The sequence below is a fragment of the Pseudomonas sessilinigenes genome, assembly GCF_003850565.1.
In the GTDB taxonomy this organism is placed as follows: domain Bacteria; phylum Pseudomonadota; class Gammaproteobacteria; order Pseudomonadales; family Pseudomonadaceae; genus Aquipseudomonas; species Aquipseudomonas sessilinigenes.
Genome location: NZ_CP027706.1, coordinates 2,565,751 through 2,590,123, shown reverse-complemented (window position 1 = coordinate 2,590,123; position 24,373 = coordinate 2,565,751). Strand labels below are relative to the sequence as shown.

General features: G+C 65.1%; 21 protein-coding genes. 14 read left to right on the top strand and 7 right to left on the bottom strand.

The annotated features are described in order from the left end of the window. Nucleotides 1–234 precede the first annotated feature (234 nt). Both C4K39_RS12180 and preA read left to right on the top strand, forming a co-directional pair. Nucleotides 235–1,602 (top strand): NAD(P)-dependent oxidoreductase, encoded by a 1,368-nt coding sequence (locus C4K39_RS12180; RefSeq protein WP_124346499.1) that lies wholly within the window; start codon nt 235–237, stop codon nt 1,600–1,602. Beyond that, on the top strand, nt 1,599–2,894 hold the full coding sequence (gene preA / locus C4K39_RS12175; RefSeq protein WP_178083957.1) for an NAD-dependent dihydropyrimidine dehydrogenase subunit PreA: 1,296 nt from the start codon (nt 1,599–1,601) through the stop codon (nt 2,892–2,894). Before C4K39_RS12180 ends, preA begins: the two co-directional genes overlap by 4 nt. Nucleotides 2,895–2,960: 66 nt before the next feature. On the opposite strand, the gene C4K39_RS12170 is transcribed toward preA, so the two are convergent. Further along, nucleotides 2,961–3,581 (bottom strand): TetR/AcrR family transcriptional regulator, encoded by a 621-nt coding sequence (locus C4K39_RS12170; RefSeq protein WP_068584434.1) that lies wholly within the window; start codon nt 3,579–3,581, stop codon nt 2,961–2,963. A 302-nt stretch (nt 3,582–3,883) separates the two neighbouring features. Between C4K39_RS12170 and C4K39_RS12165 the strand changes: the two genes are divergently transcribed. The 4 genes from C4K39_RS12165 to copD all read left to right on the top strand — a co-directional run bounded on the left by C4K39_RS12165 (nt 3,884) and on the right by copD (nt 6,508). Further along, nucleotides 3,884–4,606 carry an Imm52 family immunity protein gene (locus tag C4K39_RS12165; RefSeq protein WP_124346497.1) on the top strand — a complete coding sequence of 241 codons (723 nt, stop codon included), beginning with the start codon at nt 3,884–3,886 and terminating at the stop codon, nt 4,604–4,606. Nucleotides 4,607–4,790: 184 nt separating this feature from the next. Next, nucleotides 4,791–5,225, top strand: coding sequence for a GNAT family N-acetyltransferase (locus tag C4K39_RS12160; RefSeq protein ID WP_022643928.1), 435 nt, complete (start codon nt 4,791–4,793; stop codon nt 5,223–5,225). A gap of 56 nt (nt 5,226–5,281) precedes the next feature. After that, nucleotides 5,282–5,650 carry a copper homeostasis periplasmic binding protein CopC gene (gene copC, locus C4K39_RS12155; protein ID WP_068584439.1) on the top strand — a complete coding sequence of 123 codons (369 nt, stop codon included), beginning with the start codon at nt 5,282–5,284 and terminating at the stop codon, nt 5,648–5,650. Nucleotides 5,651–5,653: 3 nt separating this feature from the next. Next, nucleotides 5,654–6,508 carry a copper homeostasis membrane protein CopD gene (copD, locus tag C4K39_RS12150; RefSeq protein WP_124346496.1) on the top strand — a complete coding sequence of 285 codons (855 nt, stop codon included), beginning with the start codon at nt 5,654–5,656 and terminating at the stop codon, nt 6,506–6,508. 140 nt (nt 6,509–6,648) lie between these two features. On the opposite strand, the gene C4K39_RS12145 is transcribed toward copD, so the two are convergent. After that, nucleotides 6,649–7,779: an HlyD family secretion protein gene (locus tag C4K39_RS12145; protein ID WP_068584445.1), complete on the bottom strand. Its 1,131-nt coding sequence runs from the start codon at nt 7,777–7,779 to the stop codon at nt 6,649–6,651. Next, nucleotides 7,776–9,431 carry an MFS transporter gene (locus tag C4K39_RS12140; protein ID WP_068584448.1) on the bottom strand — a complete coding sequence of 552 codons (1,656 nt, stop codon included), beginning with the start codon at nt 9,429–9,431 and terminating at the stop codon, nt 7,776–7,778. Before C4K39_RS12140 ends, C4K39_RS12145 begins: the two co-directional genes overlap by 4 nt. A gap of 237 nt (nt 9,432–9,668) precedes the next feature. On the opposite strand from C4K39_RS12140, the gene dapF reads away from it, so the two are divergent. Beyond that, complete coding sequence (dapF, locus tag C4K39_RS12135; protein ID WP_124346495.1) at nt 9,669–10,463, top strand: diaminopimelate epimerase; 795 nt, start codon at nt 9,669–9,671, stop codon at nt 10,461–10,463. Nucleotides 10,464–10,487: 24 nt separating this feature from the next. Here the strand turns inward: dapF and C4K39_RS12130 are convergent, their stop codons facing one another. After that, complete coding sequence (locus C4K39_RS12130; RefSeq protein ID WP_053136043.1) at nt 10,488–11,972, bottom strand: DASS family sodium-coupled anion symporter; 1,485 nt, start codon at nt 11,970–11,972, stop codon at nt 10,488–10,490. Nucleotides 11,973–12,283: 311 nt separating this feature from the next. Here C4K39_RS12130 and C4K39_RS12125 point away from each other — a divergent pair, with 311 nt between their 5' ends. Beyond that, on the top strand, nt 12,284–13,906 hold the full coding sequence (locus C4K39_RS12125; RefSeq protein WP_068584455.1) for a HAMP domain-containing methyl-accepting chemotaxis protein: 1,623 nt from the start codon (nt 12,284–12,286) through the stop codon (nt 13,904–13,906). A gap of 129 nt (nt 13,907–14,035) precedes the next feature. Beyond that, on the top strand, nt 14,036–15,250 hold the full coding sequence (locus tag C4K39_RS12120) for a cyclic di-GMP phosphodiesterase (RefSeq protein WP_068595873.1): 1,215 nt from the start codon (nt 14,036–14,038) through the stop codon (nt 15,248–15,250). 3 nt (nt 15,251–15,253) lie between these two features. Here the strand turns inward: C4K39_RS12120 and bkdR are convergent, their stop codons facing one another. Further along, nucleotides 15,254–15,742, bottom strand: a complete 489-nt coding sequence (gene bkdR, locus C4K39_RS12115) for a Bkd operon transcriptional regulator BkdR (protein WP_068584458.1) — start codon at nt 15,740–15,742, stop codon at nt 15,254–15,256. 196 nt (nt 15,743–15,938) lie between these two features. Between bkdR and C4K39_RS12110 the strand changes: the two genes are divergently transcribed. The 5 genes from C4K39_RS12110 to C4K39_RS12090 all read left to right on the top strand — a co-directional run bounded on the left by C4K39_RS12110 (nt 15,939) and on the right by C4K39_RS12090 (nt 22,242). Continuing rightward, complete coding sequence (locus C4K39_RS12110) at nt 15,939–17,174, top strand: 3-methyl-2-oxobutanoate dehydrogenase (2-methylpropanoyl-transferring) subunit alpha (protein ID WP_068584459.1); 1,236 nt, start codon at nt 15,939–15,941, stop codon at nt 17,172–17,174. Between the two features lies 1 nt (nt 17,175). Then, on the top strand, nt 17,176–18,234 hold the full coding sequence (locus C4K39_RS12105) for an alpha-ketoacid dehydrogenase subunit beta (RefSeq protein WP_068584462.1): 1,059 nt from the start codon (nt 17,176–17,178) through the stop codon (nt 18,232–18,234). After that, nucleotides 18,235–19,533: a dihydrolipoamide acetyltransferase family protein gene (locus C4K39_RS12100; RefSeq protein ID WP_068584465.1), complete on the top strand. Its 1,299-nt coding sequence runs from the start codon at nt 18,235–18,237 to the stop codon at nt 19,531–19,533. It begins immediately after the preceding gene. A gap of 3 nt (nt 19,534–19,536) precedes the next feature. Next, nucleotides 19,537–20,928 (top strand): dihydrolipoyl dehydrogenase, encoded by a 1,392-nt coding sequence (gene lpdA, locus C4K39_RS12095; protein ID WP_068584469.1) that lies wholly within the window; start codon nt 19,537–19,539, stop codon nt 20,926–20,928. A 294-nt stretch (nt 20,929–21,222) separates the two neighbouring features. Beyond that, nucleotides 21,223–22,242, top strand: coding sequence for a branched-chain amino acid aminotransferase (locus tag C4K39_RS12090; RefSeq protein ID WP_022643880.1), 1,020 nt, complete (start codon nt 21,223–21,225; stop codon nt 22,240–22,242). 68 nt (nt 22,243–22,310) lie between these two features. Here C4K39_RS12090 and C4K39_RS12085 read toward each other — a convergent pair whose 3' ends face one another. Then, complete coding sequence (locus C4K39_RS12085) at nt 22,311–23,144, bottom strand: TIGR03915 family putative DNA repair protein (RefSeq protein WP_124346494.1); 834 nt, start codon at nt 23,142–23,144, stop codon at nt 22,311–22,313. Next, complete coding sequence (locus C4K39_RS12080; protein WP_124346493.1) at nt 23,141–24,361, bottom strand: putative DNA modification/repair radical SAM protein; 1,221 nt, start codon at nt 24,359–24,361, stop codon at nt 23,141–23,143. Before C4K39_RS12080 ends, C4K39_RS12085 begins: the two co-directional genes overlap by 4 nt. Between the last annotated feature and the right edge of the window lie 12 nt (nt 24,362–24,373).

Below are 24,373 nucleotides of genomic sequence, written 5' to 3'. Positions count from 1 at the left end.
TTGGCGAGGCTGCGATCGGGTTGGGCGGCATTCCGACGAAGCGGCCGTAACCCGGCTATCGCGTTCTACCTGGCGCACCGCAAGCGCAGGTTTTGCGGCAACTGCGTTGCCGATCGAAACCTCGCTGGGGCTACAGAAACCGGCAGCGAATCAGAGGTCAGCGCGATAACCGCTCCATCGCTGAAAAACAATGCCCATCAGAGGCATTCGATAAAAAAACCTGAGGCCAGAACCGTGATCCAGACCCTGAACCACTTGCCCCGTCCGACCCTGGACGGCGTCACCCTCGCCGAGCATTTCAGCGACCTGGCGCCACCCCTGACCCCACGCCAGGCGCAGCTGGAAGCTTCGCGCTGCCTGTACTGCTACGACGCGCCCTGCGTCAACGCCTGCCCCAGCGAGATCGACATCCCCTCGTTCATCCGCCACATCCACACCGACAACGTCCAGGGCGCGGCGCAGAAGATCCTCGCGGCGAATATCCTCGGCGGCAGCTGCGCCCGGGTCTGCCCCACCGAGGTCCTGTGCCAGCTGGCTTGCGTGCGCAACAACGCCCAGGAATGCGCGCCGGTGCTGATCGGCCAACTGCAGCGCTACGCCCTGGACAACGCGCAGTTCAGCCAGCATCCGTTCCAGCGCGCCGCCGCCACCGGCAAGCGTATCGCCGTGGTCGGCGCCGGCCCGGCCGGGCTGTCCTGCGCCCACCGCAGCGCCTTGCACGGCCATGAGGTGGTGATCTTCGAGGCCCGGGAAAAAGCCGGGGGCCTCAACGAATACGGGATCGCCAAGTACAAGCTGGTGGACGATTTCGCCCAGCGCGAACTGGAGTTCCTGCTCGACGTCGGCGGCATCGAGATCCGCCATGGCCAGGTACTGGGCGACAACTTGAGCCTGAGCGAACTGCACCAAGAGTTCGATGCGGTATTCCTCGGCCTGGGCCTCGCGGCCAGCAAGCGCCTGGGCCTGGAGCACGAGGACGCCCCCGGGCTGCTGGCGGCCACCGACTATATCCGCGAGCTGCGCCAGACCGACGACCTTGGCCAGTTGCCCCTGGCCGAGCGCTGCATCGTCATCGGCGCCGGCAATACCGCCATCGACATGGCGGTGCAGATGGCCCGCCTCGGCGCCCGCGACGTCAACCTGGTGTACCGCCGTGGCGCCGCCGACATGGGCGCCACCGGCCATGAGCAGGACATCGCCAAGGCCAACCAGGTGCGGTTGCTGACCTGGGCCGCTCCCGAACAGGTATTGCTGGACGACCAGGGCCGGGTGCGCGGCATGCGCTTTGCCCGGACCCAACTGGTGGAGGGTCGCCTGCACACCACCGGCGAAACCTTCGAGCTGGCCGCCGACGCGATCTTCAAGGCCATCGGCCAGGCGTTCGACAGCGCCAGCCTGGACGATCCGCTGGCCCGGGAGCTCAAGCGCAGCGGCGATCGCATCGCCGTGGACGAGCAACTGCGCACCAGCATTCCCGGAGTCTACGCCGGTGGCGACTGCACCAGCCTCGGCCAGGACCTCACCGTCCAGGCCGTGCAGCACGGCAAGCTGGCCGCCGAGGCCATGCATGCTCAACTCATGCTCAACGTGGAGGCTGCGTGATGGCCGATCTGTCGATTGTGTTCGCAGGAATCAAGGCGCCCAACCCGTTCTGGCTGGCCTCCGCGCCGCCCACCGACAAGGCCTACAACGTGGTCCGCGCCTTCGAGGCGGGCTGGGGCGGCGTGGTCTGGAAAACCCTCGGCGAAGACCCGGCGGCGGTCAACGTGTCGTCACGCTACTCGGCGCATTTCGGCGCCAACCGCGAGGTGCTGGGGATCAACAACATCGAGCTGATCACCGACCGTTCCCTGGAGATCAACCTCAGGGAAATCACCCAGGTGAAGAAGGATTGGCCGGACCGGGCGCTGATCGTTTCGCTGATGGTGCCTTGCGTCGAGGATTCGTGGAAATACATCCTGCCGCTGGTGGAGGCCACCGGCGCCGATGGCATCGAGCTGAACTTCGGCTGCCCCCACGGCATGCCGGAACGCGGCATGGGCGCGGCGGTGGGCCAGGTGCCGGAGTACGTCGAGCAGGTGACCCGCTGGTGCAAGACGTACTGCTCGCTGCCGGTGATCGTCAAGCTGACGCCGAACATCACCGACATCCGCCAGTCGGCCCGCGCCGCCCATCGTGGCGGGGCCGATGCGGTGTCGTTGATCAACACCATCAACTCCATCACCAGCGTCGACCTGGAGCGCATGGTGGCCCACCCGATGGTGGGCAGCCAGAGCACCCACGGTGGCTACTGCGGCTCGGCGGTCAAGCCGATCGCCCTGAACATGGTGGCCGAGATCGCCCGTGACCCACAGACCCGTGGCCTGCCGATCTGCGGCATCGGCGGTATCGGCAGCTGGCGCGATGCCGCGGAATTCGTGGCCCTGGGCTGCGGCGCGGTGCAGGTGTGCACGGCGGCGATGCTGCATGGCTTTCGTATCGTCGAAGAGATGCAGGATGGCCTTTCGCGGTGGATGGACAGCCAGGGCTACCACCGCCTGCAGGACTTCTCCGGGCGGGCGGTGGGCAACACCACGGACTGGAAGTACCTGGATATCAACTACCAGGTGATCGCGAAAATTGACCAGGAGGCGTGCATCGGTTGCGGCCGTTGTCATATTGCCTGCGAAGACACTTCGCACCAGGCCATCGCCAGCCTCAGGCAAGCGGACGGCACCCATAAATATGAGGTGATCGACGACGAATGCGTGGGCTGCAACCTGTGCCAGATCACGTGCCCGGTGCAGGATTGCATCGAGATGGTGCCGCAGCAGACCGGCAAGCCGTTCCTCGACTGGCTGCACGACCCCCGCAACCCTCACCGCGAGGAAGCAGCTACAAGCGGCAAGTTCTAAGCAGCAAGTCGCAAGCTTCAAGCTCCTAGCTTGAAGCTTGCTTTCACTTGCCGCTTGCCGCTGCCTCTATGGTTCCAGGCCGATGCCGCGCAGGATCACGCTGGTGACGGTCTGCACCGCCCGTTCGAATTGCAGATCCGACAGCGGCTGGTGGTCGTTGAGGATGTTCACCTGGTGGTCGAAGTCGGCGTAATGCTGGGTCGAGGCCCAGATCAGGTACAGCAGCGCCGAGGGCTCCACCGCAAGGATCCGCCCGTCGTCGACCCATTGGCGGATCTTGGCTTCCTTCATCTTCGCCCAGTCGTACAGGCTCTCGTCCAACGCGGTGCCCAGGCTTGGCGCGCCATGCATGATCTCGTTGGCCCAGACCTTGGAGCCGTGGGGGCGGCTGCGCGAATGCTGCATCTTGGCGCGGATATAGCTGCTGAGCACCACCCGCGGGTCGTCGAACATCTCGAAGCACAGGGCGTCCTGCTTCCACACGTCCAGCAGGTCCAGCAGCACCGCGCTGTAGAGTTCGTGCTTGGTGCTGAAGTAGTAATGCAGGTTGGAACGCGGCAGTTGCACCTCTTCGGCGATGTCGGCCATGGCGGTGCCGGCGTAACCCTTTTCGGCGAAGACTTTCTCGGCCCCCAGGAGGATCTTTTCCACGTTGTTGCGACGAATCTCGATCTTGTGATTGCCCATGAGGGCTCCTACCAAAACAGTCTGCGGCAAGACTAGCACCCTGCTAAGCGCACTTCTAACTCAAGCACTGCCGAGAAAACCGGCTTGCTTGCCCGCTAGAAACAACGCGGATCGCCGGTGCCAGTGCCATGCCTGCATCAACGTGGCGGCTGATTCATGGGAGCCACACCCAGCTCGCCATTTCATGTTAAATCACGCCCTGGCACAGCCCGCCCCCTGGGCCGGGGAGACGACTCGCCGCCCAGCGATTGACGCGACAACGCTTTGCGCCAACAGGCAGGGAGCATCCTTACGGAGACCTCATGGACGAATTCAAGCGCTTCAATTTCAATTTGAGTTTCGACAGGCAGAAAATCGCTCAAGTCCCGGAGCACCTCCAAATCCAGAGAAGCCTTGGTTTCTTGCGGGAGATCGGCAAGATCGACCCTATCCTCAAGCACTGGTTCTTGTGCGCTGACAGCCGCAACAAGGGCCTGGAGCATGAGGTGCTGCTGGACGAGGCCAGCTTTGTCCGCGAAGTGCAGTCCTGGAAGGATGAGGACTTCGCCATCAATGACATGAGCTTTGTGCTCTGGAACGGGATATCCGACCCGCTCAAAGGCGGGCTTTCACTCAAGTACCACGCAAGGCACAGAGGTTCGCTGCCCACGGGCCTCGAGTTTTCCGACGCCGGGACCTTGGTCCGCTGCTTGCAAAATCCGCGGCAAGGCTTGGTGGAGCTGATCAGCACGGCGCTTGAGTTCTGGCCGGAGATCGCCTGGGGCGTGGTGGCCCCCAACGCTTACTACCGCCGGCAACGAACCTTCGCAGACCGGCAAACCGTCGGCTGGATCGGCTACTGCCCCCAGCCCTTGTCGGCGCAGGATTTCCCCCAGGTGGATGAACTGCGCCCAACCCCGGCCCAAGGCAGCATCATCGTGACGTGCCCCGGCGTCATGGATGAAGGCAACGCACAACATCTGCAGAAAATCGCAACGACAGATGCCAAGCTGGTCGAGCTGGGGCTCTTGCCCATGCGGCATTAAAGACGTCTTCGGGGTTTCGCTGGCGGGCATCATTGGGTAGGATCGGCCTCCCGCTCATTTGCAGCCGTCACTGCAGTGCTCCGTCCAAGCGTTGATTCGCGACACGGGCATACAGGTCTCTGCCCAAATGCCGGCCCTACCCTACCGCCGGCCATCTAATCAGTTACCAAGATGGATCATCCCCATGAAGATTCGCCCTCGCGTCGCTGCGGACGACGCCTTGCTTACCGCGCTCTGGGAGCGTTCGGTACGCGCCACCCATGACTTCATCAGCGAAGACGACATCCAGCGCCTCTACCCGCTGATACGCGACAGCTACCTGCCGGCCCTGCAAGTGCTGGTCTGGGAGAACCCCGATGCCACGCCCGGCGGCTTCATCGCCATTGGCGACGACACCGTGCAGATGCTGTTCATCGAACCGGCCCAGCGTGGCCAGGGCATCGGCCGCCAGTTGCTGGACCAGGTCCGGCAGCCGGGCCTGAAGGTCGATGTCAACGAGCAGAACCCCCAGGCCCATGGCTTCTACCGTCACTATGGTTTCGTCGACTACGGTCGCTCGGAAACCGATGGTGAAGGCAAGCCGTACCCCATCATCCACATGCAGTTGCAAGACGCTTGAACCATACCGGCGCCCCAGCGGCGCCGGCTCCCTGGCTTTTCTACAGGTAACCTGCCATGTCGTTGAAAACACTCTGCACCACCTCCGCCCTCCTCACCTGCCTGCTGGCCACCGGCTCGGCACTGGCCCACGCCCACCTGAAAACCACCACGCCCGCCGCCGACAGCAGCGCCAGCGCCCCCAGCGAGCTGCGCCTGGAGTTCAGCGAGGGCGTGGAAGCGGCCTTCACCAAGGTCGAGCTGAGCAAAGACGGCGCCCCCGTCGCACTCAAGGGCCTGGCCACCGAAGGCGCGGACAAGAAGACCCTGGTCGTCACCCCCGCCAGCGCTCCGCTGCCGGCCGGCAGCTACAAGGTGCAATGGCACGCCGTGTCGGTGGACACCCACAAGAGCGAAGGCAGCTACAGCTTCAAGGTGAGCCCATAACCCATGGCGTCATGGCTGGTGCTGTGCCGCTTCGTGCATTTCGCCGCGATCCTGACCCTGGTCGGGGCCTGGGGCTTGCGCCCGTTGCTGCTGGGCCGAGGCCATGAAGTCGTGCAGCAGCGGCTGGACCGCGTGGCTCGCGGGCTGACCCTGGTCGGCCTGGCCAGCGCTCTGGGTTGGTTGCTGCTGATCAGCGCCAGCATGGCCGGGGCCTGGTCCGCCGCCCTGGACCCGGCGACAGTTTTGCTGGTGCTGGGCAAGACGTTCTTCGGCCAGGTCTGGACCTGGCACCTGGTGCTCAACCTGGTGTTGCTGGGCCTGCTGCTGACACCCCTGGGCCGTTCCCTGCCGTTGCGCCTGGGGCTGGCCGCCCTGCTCCTGGGCACCCTGGCCCCGGTGGGCCACGGCGCCATGTTCGATGGCCTCAAGGGGCAATTGCTGATTCTCAACCAGATCGTCCACCTGGGCTGCGTCGGCCTGTGGCTGGGTGGTTTGCTGGTATTGCTGATGGTCCTGCGCCAGCCGCAGGCGTCCCTGGAGCCGCTGCTGCGGCGCTTCAGCGGCGTGGGCTACGTGCTGGTGGCGGGCCTGTTGGCCAGTGGCCTGGTCAACGTGAGGATGCTCACTGGCCAATGGTGGCCGACCCCGCTGTTCAGCGGTTTCGCCCTGGTGCTGTTGGTGAAAGCCCTGCTGGTGGCCGGCATGCTGGCCCTGGCCCTGTTCAATCGCTTGCGCACCCGGGGCTGCGACCAGCGCCTGGACAGCCTGCGCCGCAGCGTGGGCCTGGAGTGGTTGCTGGGCATCGCCGCCGTGGCGGCCGTCGCCCTGTTGGGCACCCTACCGCCACTGCAAGCCTGAACCGCCTTTGTAGCCGCTGCCCAGCGCCAGCGCGGCTGCGACCGGGTGCGCAGCGCCCGTAGAAACAGACACCGCGATTATCCAGATGGAATGCATCGGCCGGTTTGGCGAGGACTGCGTTCTCGTGCGCAGCCTCAGCGCTAGGGGGTGACGGAGGTGTCGATGCTGACCACCACCGACAGGCCCGGGCGCAGGCGATCCAGCTCTTGCTGGTCAGGGTCGACGGTGATCCGCACCGGCACCCGCTGGGCGATCTTGACGAAGTTGCCAGTGGCGTTGTCCGCCTGCAGCAAGGCGAATTCCGAACCGGTGGCCGGCGAGATCAGCTGCACCTTGCCGGTGAACTTGCGGTGGTTCAGCGCATCCACGGTGAAGCTCACCGGCTGCCCCAGCCGGACGTTGTCCATCTGGGTTTCCTTCATGTTGGCGATCACCCACAACTGGTCCGGCACCAGGGCCATCAACTGTGCCCCGGAGTTGACGTAGGCCCCCAGGCGCACGCCGATCTGCCCCAGCTGGCCATCGCGCGGGGCGAGGATCCGGGTGTTGGACAGGTCGATCCGCGCCAGTTGCACCGCCGCTTCGGCATTGGCCACCGCCGCCTCCAGGGAGCCGCGATTGACGATCACGGTCTGCAGGTCCTGGCGGGCGATTTCCAGCTGGGCCTGGGCCTGGGCCACCGCCGCCACGGTCTGGGCATTGGCGGCGCGGGTCACGTCCAGCTCACGCCGGGACACCGAACCATCGGCGATCAGCGCCTCGTTGCGCGACAGGTCCGCGGCGCTCTTGCGCGCCTGGGCCTGGCTGTCGGCCAGGGCCGCCTGGCGCAGCTTGATGGTGGCTTCGGCGCTGTTGCGTTGTTGCAGGTTATTGGCCAAAGAGGCCTTCTGCACCGCCAGCTGGGCCAGGGACTGGTCCAGGCGCTGCTGGTAGATGCGGTCGTCCAGGCGCACCAGCAGGTCACCGGTCTTGACGTGCTGGAAGTCCTGCACCGGTACTTCGAACACATAACCGCTGAGTTGCGGCCCGATGATCGTCACCTGGCCGCGCACCAGGGCGTTCTCGGTGCTTTCGATGGCGCTGGAAAACGGCGGCAATTGCCAGGCGTAGAGCACGATCAGCACGCCGACGATGGCGATCGCGGCGAACCCCAGGGACGAGATGATCCGCACCGCCAACGGCCGTGGCTCGGTGGCGGGAATGGTCGGCGGGCCATTGGGCTCGGGGCTCGAGGCGATGGCATTGGTGGTGGGATTGACGGTTTCGCTCATGAAGAAGGGGCACCACTGGGTTGGACGGGAGGCTGGGGCGCGACGGGCTTGGTGGTGCTCATCAGCCACAGGCTGCGGATGAAGATCCAGATCATGGTCAGCACGGCGATCACCGCGATCAGCATGAATACATCGTTGTAGGCCATCACGTTGGCTTCGCGGGTGGCCGCCGAGGCCAGGCTGCGCATGCCTTGCAGGGTGCGCAGGTCAGGGTCGGCGATGACCTTGCCATAGGCCGCCGCGCCGCTCTGCACCCGGGCCAGGACCTGGGGGTCGAGCAAGGTCAGCTGCTCGACGATGAAACTGGAATGGTATTTCTCGCGCACGATCTGGAAGGTCCCCAGCAGGGCCGAGCCGATCAGCCCACCGAGGTTCTGGCAGATGCCGAACAGCACCGAGAAGCTCACCAGGTTGCGCGGGTTGGTCAGCACGTTGCGGGTGCCCAGGACCATGGTCGGGCCAAGGAAGAACGTACCGCCGAAAGCCAGCAGGAACTGGCTGATGTACATGTTGGCCGGGCGCGTGAGGTTGCTGGAGAAACTGTCCATCACCGAACCGACGGCCATCAGCGCCAGGGAAATGACCAGGGGCATGAACAGGTGCGCCGGGTTGATGGTCAAGGCGCTGGTGGCCAGCCCCGCAATGCTGCCCAGCAGCATCACCCCGTAAAGCAGGCGCATCTGTTCGCTGCTCATGTTCAGCGCCTGGAGGAAACCCACCGCGCCGGTGGACTGCTCCGAGAGCACCATGCGGATCAGGATCACCGCCAGGGCCAGGCGGATCATCGCCCCGCTGCCCAGCCAGCGGGTCATCAGCATCGGGTTGCTGCGGTTATGTTCGATGCATAGGCCAGCGAAGATCAGCAGGATCGAGGCGGCGCTGGCGTAGCCGATCCACGGAGCCTCCAGCCACCAGTCGATGCGCCCCAGGGACAGCACCGCGCACAACAGCGCCACGCCGGTGGCGAGCAAGGCGAAGGTCAGGAAGTCGAGTTTCTCGAAGGTGCGAAAGCGATCGCCGGGCGGCAGCTTGAGCATGAACACGCAGCCCAGGGAAGCCAGGGCCAAGCCCAGCTCGAACAGGTACAGGCCACGCCATTCGGCGATCTGCAGCAGGTCTTCGGAGAACAGCCGCGCCAGGGGCAAGGCCAACTGCGAGGTACCCAGCCCCAGCACCAGGGCCTTGAGCCGCCATTTGGCCGGGAAGGCCTGGACCATGTAGTACAGGCCCAGCGAGCTCAAGGCCGCACCCACCATGCCGTGGGCCGCACGCACGGCGATGGCCGAGCTCAGGTCGTTGACGAACAGGTGGCCGAAGGTCACCAGGGCATAGAGCACCAGGAACACCTCGGTGAAGGCCCGCAGGCCGAACTGCTGGCGGAATTTCACCAGCAGCAGGTTCATCGACACGTTGGTCATGACATAGGCGGCCGGCAACCAGGCCATTTCCGCGGTGGTGGCCCCCAGGGCGCCTTGCAGGTACGGCAGGTTGGCGATCACCAGGGAGTTGCCCAGCCCACCGGTGATGGCCACCAAAAGGCCCACTAGCGCATAAGCCAGGCGCTTGTGGGTGGGGTGCAGCGGTGTCGAGGGCGAGCCGGGCAAGCTGGGCTTTTCGTGGGGCTGCCAGTTGCGCGGGGCGTAGTGATCCATGCAGTGACCTTAGTGTTGTTCTGGTCCGTACCGGGAAGGTCGACGCGGGTGGTGTGACCGCCAGCCTGCCATAAACCCCCGGGCCCAGGCACGCCTGGAGTACGTTGGGTGAATTTTATTTCAAGACGCTGGCGTCGCCGGAGTTTTTTCGAAATCCTGCAACGGATGGCGACGGGTGCCGCTGACTGTTCGATCCTGGCCTGGTTGCATATCTTGTCCTATCCCTGTGGAGCATAAATGCCGCTTAATTTCGTGAAGATGCATGCCAATGGCGACGATTTCGTGGTGATCGACGCCCGCGGTCGCGGCCAGCCGATCACCGCCGAACGCGCCAGGGCCTTGGGCGACCGGCAACGTGGCATAGGTTTCAATCAACTGGTGGTGCTGGGCGATTGTCGCGAGAGCGCGGCGCAACTGACCTTCTTCAATGCCGATGGTTCCAGCCTCGATGCCTGCGGCAGTGCTACCCGGGGTGCCGCCGAGCTGTTGCTGCGCGAAAGCGGCGCCAGCGCGCTGCGCCTGAAGACCGCCCGCGGCATTCAAGACTGCCAGCGCCTGGCCGACCACAGCGTGTCGGTGGAGATGGGCGTTCCCGGGCTCGCCTGGCAGGACATTCCCCTGGCCCGGGAGCTGGACAGCCTGCGCCTGCCGCTACCGGGGGAACCGGCGGCGTGCAGCATGGGCAATCCGCATTGCAGTTTTTTCGTCGACGACCTGCAGCAGTTGGACATCGCCAGCCTTGGACCGGCGATCGAGACCCATCCGCTGTTCGTACAGCAGACCAACGTGCATTTCATCCAGGTCATCGACCGCCAGACCATTCGCCTGCGGATCTGGGAACGCCACGGCGGCATTCCCCTGGGTTCCGGTTCCTGCTCCTGCGGCGCAGTGGTCAACGGCATCCGCCGGGGCCTGCTGGACAACCAGGTGACGGTGCTGTGCGACGGCGGACCGGTGAGCGTGAGCTGGGACGGCCAGGGCAAGGTGCGCCTGGCCGGTAGCGTGACCCGGGTGTTCAGCGGCTGGCTGTAGGGCCAGCCCTGCCCCGCTCCGGGCCTACAGCCAGCCCAGCCATTTCCACCAGGTCATGGCGAACACCAGCATCAGCAGGTAGCCGACCAGCGTCACCACCAGCCCGACCTTGGCGAACTGGCGCGCGGTGAAGGTCTCGGTGCCCAGGCACACCATGTTCTGCGGGGCGTTGATCGGCAGGATGAAGCCGTAGCTGACCACGAACCCCAGGAGCATGGTCATGCCCAGCCGGCTGAACTCGCCCGGCAGGGTCTGCAGCACCGCGATGAGGATCGGCAGCAAGGCCGAGGTCAGTGCCGTGGCGCTGGCGAACCCCAGGTGGATCAGGATCAGGAAGGCGCCGAGGATGGCGAAGACCGCCAGCGGGCCGACCTGGTCCAGCCCGGTGTGGGCCACCACCTGAGTGCCCAGCCATTGCCCGGCCTGGGTACTGAGCAGCGCCGAACCGAGGCTGATGCCGACCCCGAAGACGATCACCGTGCCCCAGGGAATGCGCGACTGCACATCCTTCCAGGTCATGATGCCGATCCGTGGCAGCAGCAGGAACACCAGCCCGGCGTAGGTGGTGGTCGTGGTGTCGAACGGGTGCAGCTTGCCTTCGGTGGACCAGGCCAGCAGCAACAGCAGCGACACCGCCAGCAGGCGCTTCTGCGGCCCGGTCATGGGGCCGATATCCGCCAGGGACCTGGCCACCGCTTCCTTGCCGCCGGGAATACTGTCGCTCTCCGGGGGCAGCATCTTGAGCACCAGATACAACAGCACCAGGGACATGATCAGCGCCCAGGGCGCTCCGGCGATCAGCCAGTCGAGCCAGGCCACGCGTTGGCCGAGCATCTTGTCCATGAATCCTACGGTCAAAAGGTTCTGTGCGGCGGCGGTCTGGATCCCGACGTTCCAGATACTGGTGCCCTGGGCCACCACGATCATCAGCCCGGCGGCGATGTTCGAGCGTTTGTCGACGCCGAACGCGGCGATCACGCCCATCATGATCGGCACCACGCAGGCGCTGCGGGCGGTGGCGCTGGGCACCAGCAGGCTGAGGAGGATGGTCACGGCGATGGCACCCAGGAGGATGCGCCGGGTACTGGTGCCGACCCGGGCCAGGGTTACCAGGGCGATGCGCCGGTCCAGGCCGGTGTGGGTCATGGCGGCGGCGATGAACAAGGCGCCGGCCACCAGGGCCAGGGCCGAGTTGGAAAACCCGGTCAGGGCCAGGCTGATGGCCGCCGAGCTGCCATACAGTTGGCCAGGGTCGTTCAAGGTCGGCGCGGTGCCGATGAGGATCGCCATCAGGGCGGTGATCATGATCGCGCTGGCCTCGTAGGACACCGCTTCGCTGATCCACACCACCACCGCGAATGCCAGGATCGCCAGCATCCGGTGCCCCGCCACGGGCAGGTCGGCGGGCAGCGGCAGGAACAACACGCCGATCATGGCCAGCACGGCGATCAGCAATCCAATTGGTAATGCGGCCTTGGCCGCGGGCGCCGTTGTCACAGGCGTAGTCATGGGCCTTTTCCTTCTCCATTGGACAGGCGCCCAGCATGGCGCAAAAGCGCAAAAGGCGCGTTGATGGGAGTCAAACCAGGGGCCGTGTATGGCTCGGCACGAGTCGCAGAACCTGCATCCGTGGTGTACCTGACAGGACGCATAGCCTGGTTTGCGGGGCGTTAGCGCGCTGGGTGAAACGGAGAATCGTTTACAGAAATATTTTTTAACATCTCTACAGATTTTTCATCATTTAGGAGTCAGAGTGATATCAGGGCGACAAGGAGTCGACACAAACCTGGCTGTATCACTCCAACCTGCAAGGTGCCTCTATGGTGACAAGAAACTTGAAGCTGACTTCCAGGGCGCTGCTGAGCTTCGGCGCCATCTGCGTACTACTGATTGGCCTCGGGGGGCTGGCACTGTGGAAGATGGGACAGATTCACGACGCCGCGCTGGACTTGCAAACCAACTGGATGCCCAGCGTCCGCCAAGCCGCGAAAATCGAATCCGGCACCTTGCGGGTCCGCCTGGAGGCCCTGCACTACGCCACTGAGGGAGACAACCAGAAACCCGCTTCGCTGGACAAGCTGGGCACCCTGAAGACCACCCTGGCCCAGGCCATCAAGGACTATGAACCGCTGGTGTCCGGCCCCGAGGAGAAGGCGGCCTACGAACAGGTCAAGCGTGGCGCCCAGGACTACCTCGACAAACTGGCGGTGATGATCAACTCCACCCAGACCAACACCGCCCAGCAGACCGCCGACTACATCAACCAGATCACGGTGCCTCTGGCCAACACCCTGCAAGCGTCCATCGAGGAGCTGATTCGCATCAACGAAAGCGGGGCCGGGCAATCCGCCGTAATCGCCGGCGACCAGTTCAGCACCGGCCTGACCGTGACCTGGGTGATCATCATCCTGGCCATCGTGCTGACCATCTTGATCGCCACCCTGTTCACCCGCAGCGTGACCCGGCCCGTGCTGTCGTTGCTGGCCAGCACTCGCAAGATCGCCGAGGGCGACCTGCGCACCCAGGTGGAGGTCAGTGGGCATGACGAACTGACCGATCTGCAGGCAGCGACCCAGGCCATGCTCGACAGCCTCAAGTCGACCATCCGCCATATCAGCGACTCCTCGACCCAACTGGCCTCGGCCGCCGAGGAGATGAGCGCCATCACCCGCGAATCCAACGCCGGCATCCAGCAACAGAGCATGGAGACCGACCAGGCCGCCACGGCAGTCAACGAGATGACCGCGGCGGTGGAGGAAGTGGCGCGCAACGCGGTATCCGCCTCGCAATCGACCCAGGCCTCGGAACGCTCGGCGGGCCTGGGCAAGGAACGGGTCGAGCAGACCATCCATGCCATCGAGAAGCTCACCGGCACCGTGGAGAACACCCGGGTGGAAATGGCCGGCCTGGCCCAGCAGGCCCAGGACATCACCAAGGTCCTGGACGTGATCCGCGCCATCGCCGAGCAGACCAACCTGCTGGCCCTGAACGCCGCCATCGAGGCGGCCCGTGCCGGCGAGCAAGGTCGCGGCTTTGCCGTGGTGGCCGACGAGGTGCGGGCCCTGGCCCATCGCACCCAGTTGTCGACCCAGGAAATCGAGCAGATGATCCAAGGCATCCAGAACGGCTCGAGCAAGGCCATGCTGTCCATGCAGCAGAGCAGCGAGGACGCCAACCAGACCCTGGCCATCGCCCACGAGGCCGGCAGTGCCATCGGCCATATCACCGAAGCCATCAGCGACATCAACGAGCGCAACCTGATGATCGCCACCGCCTCGGAAGAACAGGCCCAGGTGGCCCGCTCGGTGGACCAGAACCTGATGAGCATCCGCGACCTGGCATTGCAGAGCTCGTCCGCCGCCAGCCAGACCTCCCTGGCCAGCAGCGAACTGTCGTCCCTGGCGGTGGGTCTGAACAAGCTGGTGGCACGCTTCGCCCTGTGACGCGTGTCGTGGGGCCTTAGCGAAACGCGTGGGTAAAAACGCTCGTGTGATCCGCAGTTCCCCGCTGCAACGGCTGCCGTCCAGCCGTTGCAGCGGGGAGAGTCGAGCGCCCCGTGGGGAGTACTGGTGATGCTGAAATTGATCTCGCTGCAACAACTGCAAATGGGCATGTACATCCACCAGTTCTGTGGTTCCTGGCTGGACCACTCGTTCTGGAAAGCCGGTTTCGTCCTCAACAGCCGTGAAGACCTGCGGCGCCTGCAACGCTCGAACCTGAGCGGCTTGTGGATCGACTCGGCCAAGGGCCGCGACCTGCCCGAACCTGGCGAGCGGCAAGCGACCCCGCCACCCGCGCCCGAACCGCCCTCGCCTGCCGCCGCCCCAACGACTGCGCCGCGGGCCAGCATGGGCGAGGAGCTGCAACGGGCCATCAAGGTCTGTGCCCATTCACGCCAGGCGGTGATGGACATGTTCCAGGAAGTACGCATGGGCCAGGTGATCCAGGTGCAACAGGTCAACGAGCTGGTGGGCATGATCACCGATTCGCTGCTGCGCCATCCCCACGCCCTGATCAGCCTGGCCCGACTCAAGCGCGCCGACGACTACACCTACATGCACTCGGTGGCGGTGTGCGCGCTGATGCTGGCCACTGCTCGCCAACTGGGCCTGTCGGAGCACTTCGTGCGACTGGCCGGGGTGGCCGGGCTGCTGCACGACGTGGGCAAGCTGACCATCCCCGATGCCATCCTCAACAAACCGCAGAAGCTGTCGGACAGCGAGTTCGAACAGGTCAAGCTGCACCCCGAGGCTGGCGGCAGCATCCTGCGCCAGAACGGTGCGGTGGATGCCCTGGTGCTGGATGTGTGCCTGCACCACCATGAAAAGGCCGACGGCTCGGGTTATCCGCACCGCCTGAAGGGCGAGCAGATCAGCCTGTTCGCGCAGATGGGCGCGGTCTGCGACGTCTATGACGCGGTAACTTCCAACCGCCCCTACAACCGCGGCTGGGACCCGGCCGAGGCGATCCAGCGCATGTCCACCTGGACCGGCCACTTCGACCAGCGGGTGTTCCAGGCCTTCGTCAAGAGTGTCGGGATCTACCCGGTGGGCTCCCTGGTGCGCCTGGAGAGCGGGCGCTTGGCGGTGGTGCTGGAGCAACACCCGGATGCGTTGCTGACCCCCAAGGTCAAGGTGTTCTTCTCCACCCGCTCCAACCTGCCCCTGGAACAGAGCGTGGTGGACCTGGCCAAGGTCAAGGGACGCGAACGCATCATCGCCCGTGAAGCCCCCGGCGACTGGGACTTCAAGGAACTCGATCGGTTATGGCAGGACGTCCCGGCCTGAGCCTCAGGTGCCCAGGGTCAGGCCATTGGCGGGCAGCGGCAGCGCAGTCTTGTAGCGCACCTGCTTGAGGGCGAAGCTGGAGCGGATATTGGCCACCCCGGGCACCTTGGTCAGAAAGTCCATCATGAAGCGCTCCAGGGACTGGATGCTGGGCACCAGCACGCGAATCAGGTAGTCCGGGTCACCGGCCATCAGGTAGCACTCCATCACTTCCGGACGATCGGAGATGGCCTCTTCGAAGTGCTGCAGGGCCTCTTCCACCTGTTTCTCCAGGCTGACGTGGATGAACACGTTGACGTGCAGGCCCAGGAGGTCGGCATCGAGCAGGGTCACCTGCTCGCGGATCAGCCCCAGTTCCTCCATGGCCCTGACACGGTTGAAGCAGGGGGTTGGCGACAGGTTCACCGAACGGGCCAGGTCGGCGTTGGTGATGCGGGCGTTCTCTTGCAGGCTATTGAGAATGCCGATATCGGTACGGTCCAGTTTGCGCATGAGACAAAACAACCTTGTTTTTATGTTTATGCAGATTTTTTATCTGCAAATGACTTTCTGCGCAACGAAACAGAGATAAATATTCTCCTTCTCCCGGCCTATGATGTTTGTAGGACAAGATTTCCCTTACCCAGGGAATGACTGCCAGCTAGCGCGCCCAAATACAAGAAATCCACAAGATCGAGCGTAGAAAGCCATGACCCCAGCGTATGCTCCGCTACGCCTGCACGTGCCCGAACCATCGGGCCGTCCCGGCTGCAAGACCGACTTCACCTACCTGCGCCTGAACGACGCCGGCCTGGTGCGCAAACCCCCGATCGATGTAGAACCCGCCGATACCGCCGACCTCTCCCGTGGCCTGATCCGAGTACTCGATGACCAGGGCAACGCCCTGGGCGAATGGGCCGAAGACGTGCCTGTAGAGATCCTCCGCCAGGGCATGCGAGCCATGCTCAAGACCCGCATCTTCGACAACCGCATGGTGGTCGCCCAGCGCCAGAAGAAGATGTCGTTCTACATGCAGAGCCTCGGCGAGGAAGCCATCGGCAGCGCCCAGGCGCTGGCCCTGAATGTCGACGACATGTGCTTCCCCACCTATCGCCAGCAAAGCATCCTGATGGCCCGCGAAGTGCCACTGGTGGACATGATCTGCCAACTGCTGTCCAACGAGCGCGATCCGCTCAAGGGGCGCCAACTGCCGATCATGTACTCGGTGAAAGAAGCCGGGTTCTTCACCATCTCCGGCAACCTGGCGACCCAGTTCGTGCAGGGCGTGGGCTGGGGCATGGCCTCGGCGATCAAGGGCGATACCAAGATCGCTTCGGCCTGGATTGGCGACGGCGCCACCGCCGAATCGGACTTCCACACCGCCCTGACCTTCGCCCACGTCTACCGGGCGCCGGTGATCCTCAACGTGGTCAACAACCAATGGGCGATCTCCACCTTCCAGGCCATCGCCGGTGGTGAAGCCACCACCTTCGCCGGACGCGGCGTGGGTTGCGGCATCGCCTCGCTGCGGGTCGACGGCAACGACTTCATCGCCGTGTACGCCGCCTCGCGCTGGGCCGCCGAACGCGCCCGCCGCAACCTCGGCCCGACCCTGATCGAGTGGGTCACCTACCGTGCCGGCCCGCACTCCACCTCCGACGATCCGTCCAAGTACCGGCCGGCCGACGACTGGAGCCACTTCCCGCTCGGCGACCCGATCGCTCGCCTCAAGCAGCACCTGATCAAGCTCGGCCACTGGTCCGAAGAGGAACACGCCGCGCTCAGCGCCGAACTCGAAGCCCAGGTCATCGCCGCGCAGAAGGAAGCCGAACAGTTCGGCACCCTCGCCGGTGGCCAGATCCCCAGCGCCGCGACCATGTTCGAGGATGTCTACAAGGACATGCCCGAGCACCTGAAACGCCAACGCCAGCAACTGGGGGTTTGAGATGAACGATCACAACAACAATATCCAGCTGGACACCGCCATGACCACCACCACCATGACCATGATCCAGGCCCTGCGCTCGGCCATGGATGTGATGCTCGAGCGTGACGACAACGTCGTGGTGTTCGGCCAGGACGTGGGGTATTTCGGCGGCGTGTTCCGCTGCACCGAAGGCCTGCAGGCCAAGTACGGCACCTCGCGGGTGTTCGACGCACCGATCTCGGAAAGCGGCATCATCGGCACCGCCGTCGGCATGGGCGCCTATGGCCTGCGGCCGGTGGCGGAAATCCAGTTCGCCGACTATGTCTACCCGGCCACCGACCAGATCATCTCCGAAGCCGCGCGCCTGCGTTATCGCTCCGCCGGCCAGTTCACCGCGCCGCTGACCATGCGCATGCCTTGCGGCGGCGGCATCTATGGCGGCCAGACCCACAGCCAGAGCATCGAGGCGGTGTTCACCCAGGTCTGCGGCCTGCGTACCGTGATGCCATCCAACCCCTACGACGCCAAGGGCCTGCTGATCGCCTCCATCGAGAACGATGACCCGGTGATCTTCCTGGAGCCCAAGCGCCTGTACAACGGCCCGTTCGACGGCCACCACGACCGTCCCGTGACCCCGTGGTCCAAGCACCCGTCGGCCCAGGTGCCGGACGGCTACTACAAGGTCCCGCTGGACGTGGCGGCCATCGCCCGCCCCGGCAAGGACGTCACCGTGCTGACCTACGGCACCACGGTCTATGTCTCGCAAGTGGCGGCCGAGGAAACCGGCATCGACGCCGAGGTCATCGACCTGCGCAGCCTGTGGCCACTGGACCTGGACACCATCGTCAAATCGGTGAAGAAGACCGGCCGTTGCGTGGTGGTGCACGAGGCCACCCGGACCTGCGGTTTCGGCGCCGAGCTGGTGTCGCTGGTGCAAGAGCATTGCTTCCATCACCTGGAGGCCCCGATCGAGCGCGTCACTGGTTGGGATACGCCGTATCCCCACGCGCAGGAGTGGGCATATTTCCCAGGGCCGTCCCGAGTGGGCGCGGCGCTGCAACGGGTCATGGAGGTCTGAATGGGCACGCACGTTATCAAGATGCCGGACATCGGCGAAGGCATCGCAGAAGTAGAACTGTCGCAGTGGCACGTGAAGGTTGGCGACCTGGTGGTCGAAGACCAGGTGCTGGCAGACGTGATGACGGACAAGGCCATGGTCGACATCCCCTCCCCGGTCCACGGCAAAGTGCTGGCCCTGGGCGGCGAGCCGGGTGAAGTGATGGCGGTAGGCAGCATCCTGATCAGCATCGAGGTCGAGGGGGCGGGCAACCTCAAGGACTCCGACCAGCTGCCGACGCCGAGCAAGGCGCCAGCCGCCGCGGAAAAACCGGCCGCCGCGCCGGTGGCCGCCGCACCTCAAGTGGAAAAACCGGCTCCCGCCTGCCAGGCCGCCGCCAGCCGTCCGGCCCAGGCTCCGGTCGCCCGGGAAGCCAACGAGCGCCCACTGGCCTCGCCGGCGGTGCGCAAGCATGCCCTGGACCTGGGCATCCAGCTGCGCCTGGTACAAGGCAGCGGCCCTGCCGGCCGCGTCCTGCATGAAGACCTGGACGCCTACCTGGCCCAGGGCACCCGGGCGGCGCACGGACATTCGGCGCCATCTGCCGGTTATGCCGAGCGCCACGACGAGGAGCAGATCCAGGTGATCGGCATGCGCCGCAAGATCGCCCAGCGCATGCAGGAATCCAAGCACCGCGCCGCGCACTTCAGCTATGTCGAGGAAGTGGACGTCACCGCCCTGGAAGAGCTGCGCATCCACCTCAACGAGAAGCATGGCGCCACCCGCGGCAAGCTGACCCTGCTGCCGTTCCTGGTACGGGCGATGGTCGTGGCCCTGCGCGACTTCCCGCAGATCAACGCACGCTACGACGATGAAGCCCAGGTCATCACCCGCCACGGTGCGGTGCACGTCGGGGTCGCCACCCAGAGCGACGTTGGCCTGATGGTGCCGGTGGTGCGCCACGCCGAGGCCCGCAGCCTGTGGGGCAACGCCGAGGAGATCGTGCGCCTGGCCAAGGCCGCCCGTGCCGGCAAGGCCGCCCGTGAAGAACTGTCCGGCTCGACCATCACCCTCACCAGCCTCGGCGCCCTGGGCGGGATCGTCAGCACGCCGGTGCTGAACCTGCCGGAAGTGGCCATTGTCGGGGTCAACAAGATCGTCGAGCGGCCCATGGTGATCAAGGGCCAGATCGTGATTCGCAAGATGATGAACCTCTCCAGCTCCTTCGATCACCGGGTGGTCGACGGCATGGACGCCGCGCAATTCATCCAGGCCATCCGCGGCCTGCTCGAACAACCCGCCACGCTGTTTGTGGAGTAAGACATGCAACAGACTCTCAACACCCAACTGCTGATCATCGGTGGCGGCCCTGGCGGCTATGTCGCAGCGATCCGCGCCGGCCAGCTGGGGATCTCCACCATCCTGGTGGAAGGCCAGTCCCTGGGCGGCACCTGCCTGAACATCGGCTGCATTCCGTCCAAGGCACTGATCCACGTAGCCGAGCAGTTCCACCAGACCCGCCACCACAGCCAGGGCTCGGCCCTGGGCATCGAAGTGGCGGCGCCGACCCTGAACATCGGCAAGAGCGTGGAATGGAAGGACGGCATCGTCGACCGCCTGACCACCGGGGTCGCGGCCCTGCTGAAAAAGAACAAGGTCCAGGTGATCCATGGCTGGGCCCGGGTGATCGACGGCAAGACCGTGGAAATCGACGGCGCCGACACCCGTATCCAGTGCGAGCACCTGCTGCTGGCCACCGGTTCCAAGAGCGTCAACCTGCCGATGCTGCCCCTTGGCGGGCCGATCATCTCCTCCACCGAGGCCCTGGCGCCCAAGGTCCTGCCCAAGCGCCTGGCCGTGGTCGGCGGTGGCTACATCGGCCTGGAACTGGGCATCGCCTACCGCAAGCTGGGGGTGGAGGTCAGCGTGGTCGAGGCCCAGGAGCGCATCCTGCCGGCCTATGACGCCGAGCTGACCCAACCGGTGCTGGAATCGGTCAAGCAACTGGGGATCAAGCTCTACCTCAAGCACAGCGTGCTGGGCTTCGATGCCGGCACCAGCAGCCTGCAGGTACGCGAGCCCAACGGCGACACCCTGGCCCTGGCAACCGACCAGGTGCTGGTGGCAGTGGGCCGCAAGCCCAACACCCAGGGCTGGAACCTGGAAGCGCTGAACCTGGACATGAACGGCTCGGCGATCAAGATCGACGCACGCTGCCAGACCAGCATGCGCAACGTCTGGGCCATCGGCGACCTGAGCGGCGAGCCGATGCTGGCCCACCGGGCCATGGCCCAGGGCGAGATGGTGGCCGAGCTGATCGCTGGCAAGCACCGGGAGTTCACCCCGGCGGCGATCCCGGCGGTGTGCTTCACCGATCCGGAAGTGGTGGTGGTCGGCAAGACGCCGGACGAAGCCAAGGCCGCCGGCCTGGACTGCATCGTCAGCAGCTTCCCGTTCGCTGCCAACGGCCGGGCCATGACCCTGGAATCCAAGGGTGGCTTCGTGCGCGTGGTGGCACGGCGCGACAACCACCTGGTGGTCGGCTGGCAGGCGGTGGGCGTCGGGGTTTCCGAATTGTCCACGGCCTTTGGCCAATCCCTGGAGATGGGCGCGCGCCTGGAAGACATCGGCGGCACCATCCACGCCCACCCGACCCTGGGCGAGGCCGTCCAGGAAGCCGCGTTGCGCGCCTTGGGCCACGCACTGCACATGTAACCACCAGAGCGTAGGAGCGAGGCTGCCCGCGATAAGGCCAGCAGGTACGCCAGAGATGTCGAACCGTCTGCGCCGATATCATCGCGAGCACGCTTCGCTCCTACAGAAAAGATGCAAAGCAGGTCGCTATCCGTGGGGTGACGGGAGGGTTCATGAGCAGGCTAAGTTTTTTTGCTCCCCCTCCCATCGTCCGGGGTGCGGCCTGCCCCCGGAATGCAGTATTGTTGTGCCCATCCAATAAAAACGTCAGAAGCCTTGAGCCGTTCCGACGGTTGTTAAGAGATAGAGGGTGTCATGGGTAACGAAAGCATCAATTGGGACAAGCTGGGTTTTGACTACATCAAGACAGACAAGCGCTATCTGTCGTACTGGCGCAATGGCGAGTGGGACGCAGGCACCCTGACCGAAGACAACGTGCTGCACATCAGCGAGGGCTCCACCGCCCTGCACTATGGCCAGCAGTGCTTCGAGGGCCTCAAGGCCTACCGCTGCAAGGACGGTTCGATCAACCTGTTCCGCCCGGACCAGAACGCCGCCCGCATGCAGCGCAGCTGCGCTCGCCTGCTGATGCCGCAAGTACCGACCGAACAATTCATCGAAGCGTGCAAGGCCGTGGTCAAGGCCAACGAGCGCTTCATCCCGCCCTACGGCACCGGCGGCGCGCTGTACCTGCGCCCGTTCGTGATCGGCGTGGGCGACAACATCGGCGTGCGCACCGCACCCGAGTTCATCTTCTCGATCTTCGCCATTCCGGTCGGTGCCTACTTCAAGGGCGGCCTGACCCCGCACAACTTCCTGATCTCCAGCTATGACCGTGCAGCGCCACAGGGCACCGGCGCGGCCAAGGTCGGTGGCAACTACGCCGCCAGCCTGATGCCCGGCTCCCAGGCCAAGAAGGCCAGCTTCGCCGACTGCATCTACCTGGACCCGCTGACCCACAGCAAGATCGAGGAAGTCGGCTCGGCCAACTTCTTCGGGATCACCCATGACGACAAGTTCGTGACCCCGAACTCGCCATCGGTACTGCCAGGTATCACCCGCCTGTCGCTGATCGAACTGGCCAAAAGCCGCCTGGGCCTGGAAGTGGTCGAGGGCGACGTGTTCATCGACAAGCTCGGCGACTTCAAGGAAGCCGGCGCCTGCGGTACCGCTGCGGTGATCACCCCGATCGGCGGCATCGAGTACCAGAACAAGCTGCACGTGTTCTACAGCGAAAAAGAAGTCGGTCCGATCACCCAGAAGCTCTACAAGGAGCTGACTGGCGTGCAGACCGGCGAAGTCGAGGCTCCGGCCGGCTGGATCGTCAAGGTCTGACCCGCCCCGCTTCACCCGAGCCCGCCCCTGCTTGCCAGCGGCGGGCTTTTTATTGTCCAGCGCTTGGCTCAGTTGCTGCCGATGCGCTTGCCCGGCCGCACCGCCACCTGGCTGGCCTGGCCATCGCGCTGCTTGCCGTGGCGCGCCTGGGCGATCAACGCGGGGATCAACGGCCCCTCCGGCAGGTGCTTCCAGAACCGTGCCGGCAAGTGCCCCTGCATGACCTTGGGGTTGAGCCGCGCCGGGTTGAAGATATGGCTGTAGTAGGTCAACCACAGCTCGCCCCCGGGGTCTTCCATGCCCTGGGCCAACTGTTGCCAGCCAAGTGGACACTGGCGCTGGTACAGCAGGCGTTCGCCATCGAAATACACCCCGTCCCGGGGCGTGGCGATCATCCAGCGCTGGCGCCCCATGCGCCCGATGAAATGCTCGCTGGCGCTGGCCAGGATGTCGTGGGCCGGCTCATGCCAGGCCACGAATTGCGGCTGCTCGGCCAGGGCCGAACGCCCTGGCGGCACCGCGATAAAACGCACGAAAGCGTGCAAATGATGGGCCTCGCGATCCACCTGGCGGATGCGCCGTTGCAATTCGCTGCCCAAGGGGTCGCCGCTGAGCATGGCCGTGCGGTCGCCATGGCTGACCCGCCACAACACCTCGTACAACAGGCTCCAGCGTTGCTCGCCGCAATAGCTTCCCGCCCGTTGCAACAAGCCCAGCAGGGCCAGGGGAATGCGCGCCTGGAACGGCCCGGGCTGCTGCGGATAGTCCTGCTGCTGGCCGAACAGGTCGGCCTCGCAGGCGCCGGACCAACTGACCTGGCTGGGGTCGATGCCATGGCTGAGCAAGCGCCGGGCCTGCTCGCGCCAGGTGTCGAACGACTCGTGGCAGTCCAGGTCGATCATCCCCACAACCCCATCTGCTGCGGCTGCGGGCGATCGCGCAGTTGCTGGTAGAGCTGCGCGCTGCTGGTCTCGGCCTGGCGCGGGTGATAGTCGCTGGTGATCAGGAACGGCTTGGCCTTGCCCAGCACGCACCGCATGCGCGCCAGGTCCTCGAAGCGGATGCGCCGTTCCCGGCGCAGCTCCACCAGGCGCTGGGTGGTACGCAGGCCGATCCCCGGGATACGCGCGATCAACGCTGGTTCGGCGCGGTTCAGGTCCAGGGGAAACAGGCTGCGGTTCTCCAGGGCCCAGGCCAGCTTGGGGTCGATGTCCAGGGCCAGGTGCCCGGGCCCCTTGAACAGTTCATTGGCGCTGAAGCCATAACCGCGCAACAGGAAGTCGGCCTGGTACAGGCGGTGCTCGCGCATCAGCGGCGGCGCGGCCAGGGGCACGCTCTTCGGGCTGTTGGGGATCGGGCTGAAGGCCGAGTAATAGACCCGGCGCAGGCGGAAGTTGCCGTACAACGCCTCGGCACTGTGCAAGATGGTGCTGTCGTCGGTGTCGTCAGCGCCAACGATCATCTGCGTGCTCTGCCCAGCCGGGGCGAAACGCGGTGCCCGGGGCTCGTTGAGCACCGTCTGCTCGCCGGTGTGGATGGTGCGCATGGCCTGCTTGATCGAGCCCAGCTGCTTTTCCGGGGCCAGGGTCCTGAGGCCCTGGTCGGTGGGCAACTCGACATTCACGCTCAAGCGGTCGGCATAGCGCCCGGCCTGCTCGATCAACGCGGGGTCGGCATCAGGGATGGTCTTGAGGTGGATGTAGCCACGGAACTCGTGCTCCTCACGCAAGAGCCTGGCCACCTGCACCAACTGCTCCATGGTGTAGTCCGCCGAGCGGATGATCCCGGAACTGAGGAACAGCCCGCTGACGCAGTTGCGCCGATAGAAGTCCAGGGTCAGGCGTACCACTTCCTCGGGGGTGAAGCGGGCCCGTGGCACATCGCTGGAACGGCGGTTGACGCAATACTGGCAGTCGTAAAGGCAGAAGTTGGTCAGGAGGATCTTCAGCAACGAGACGCAGCGCCCGTCCGGCGTGTAGCTATGGCAGATGCCCATGCCGTTGGTCGAGCCCAACCCTTCCTTGCCCTGGGAGCTGCGCTTGGGGGCGCCACTGCTGGCGCAGGAAGCGTCGTACTTGGCGGCATCGGCGAGGATGCCCAGCTTGTCGATCAGTTGCATGGCCGGACCCGG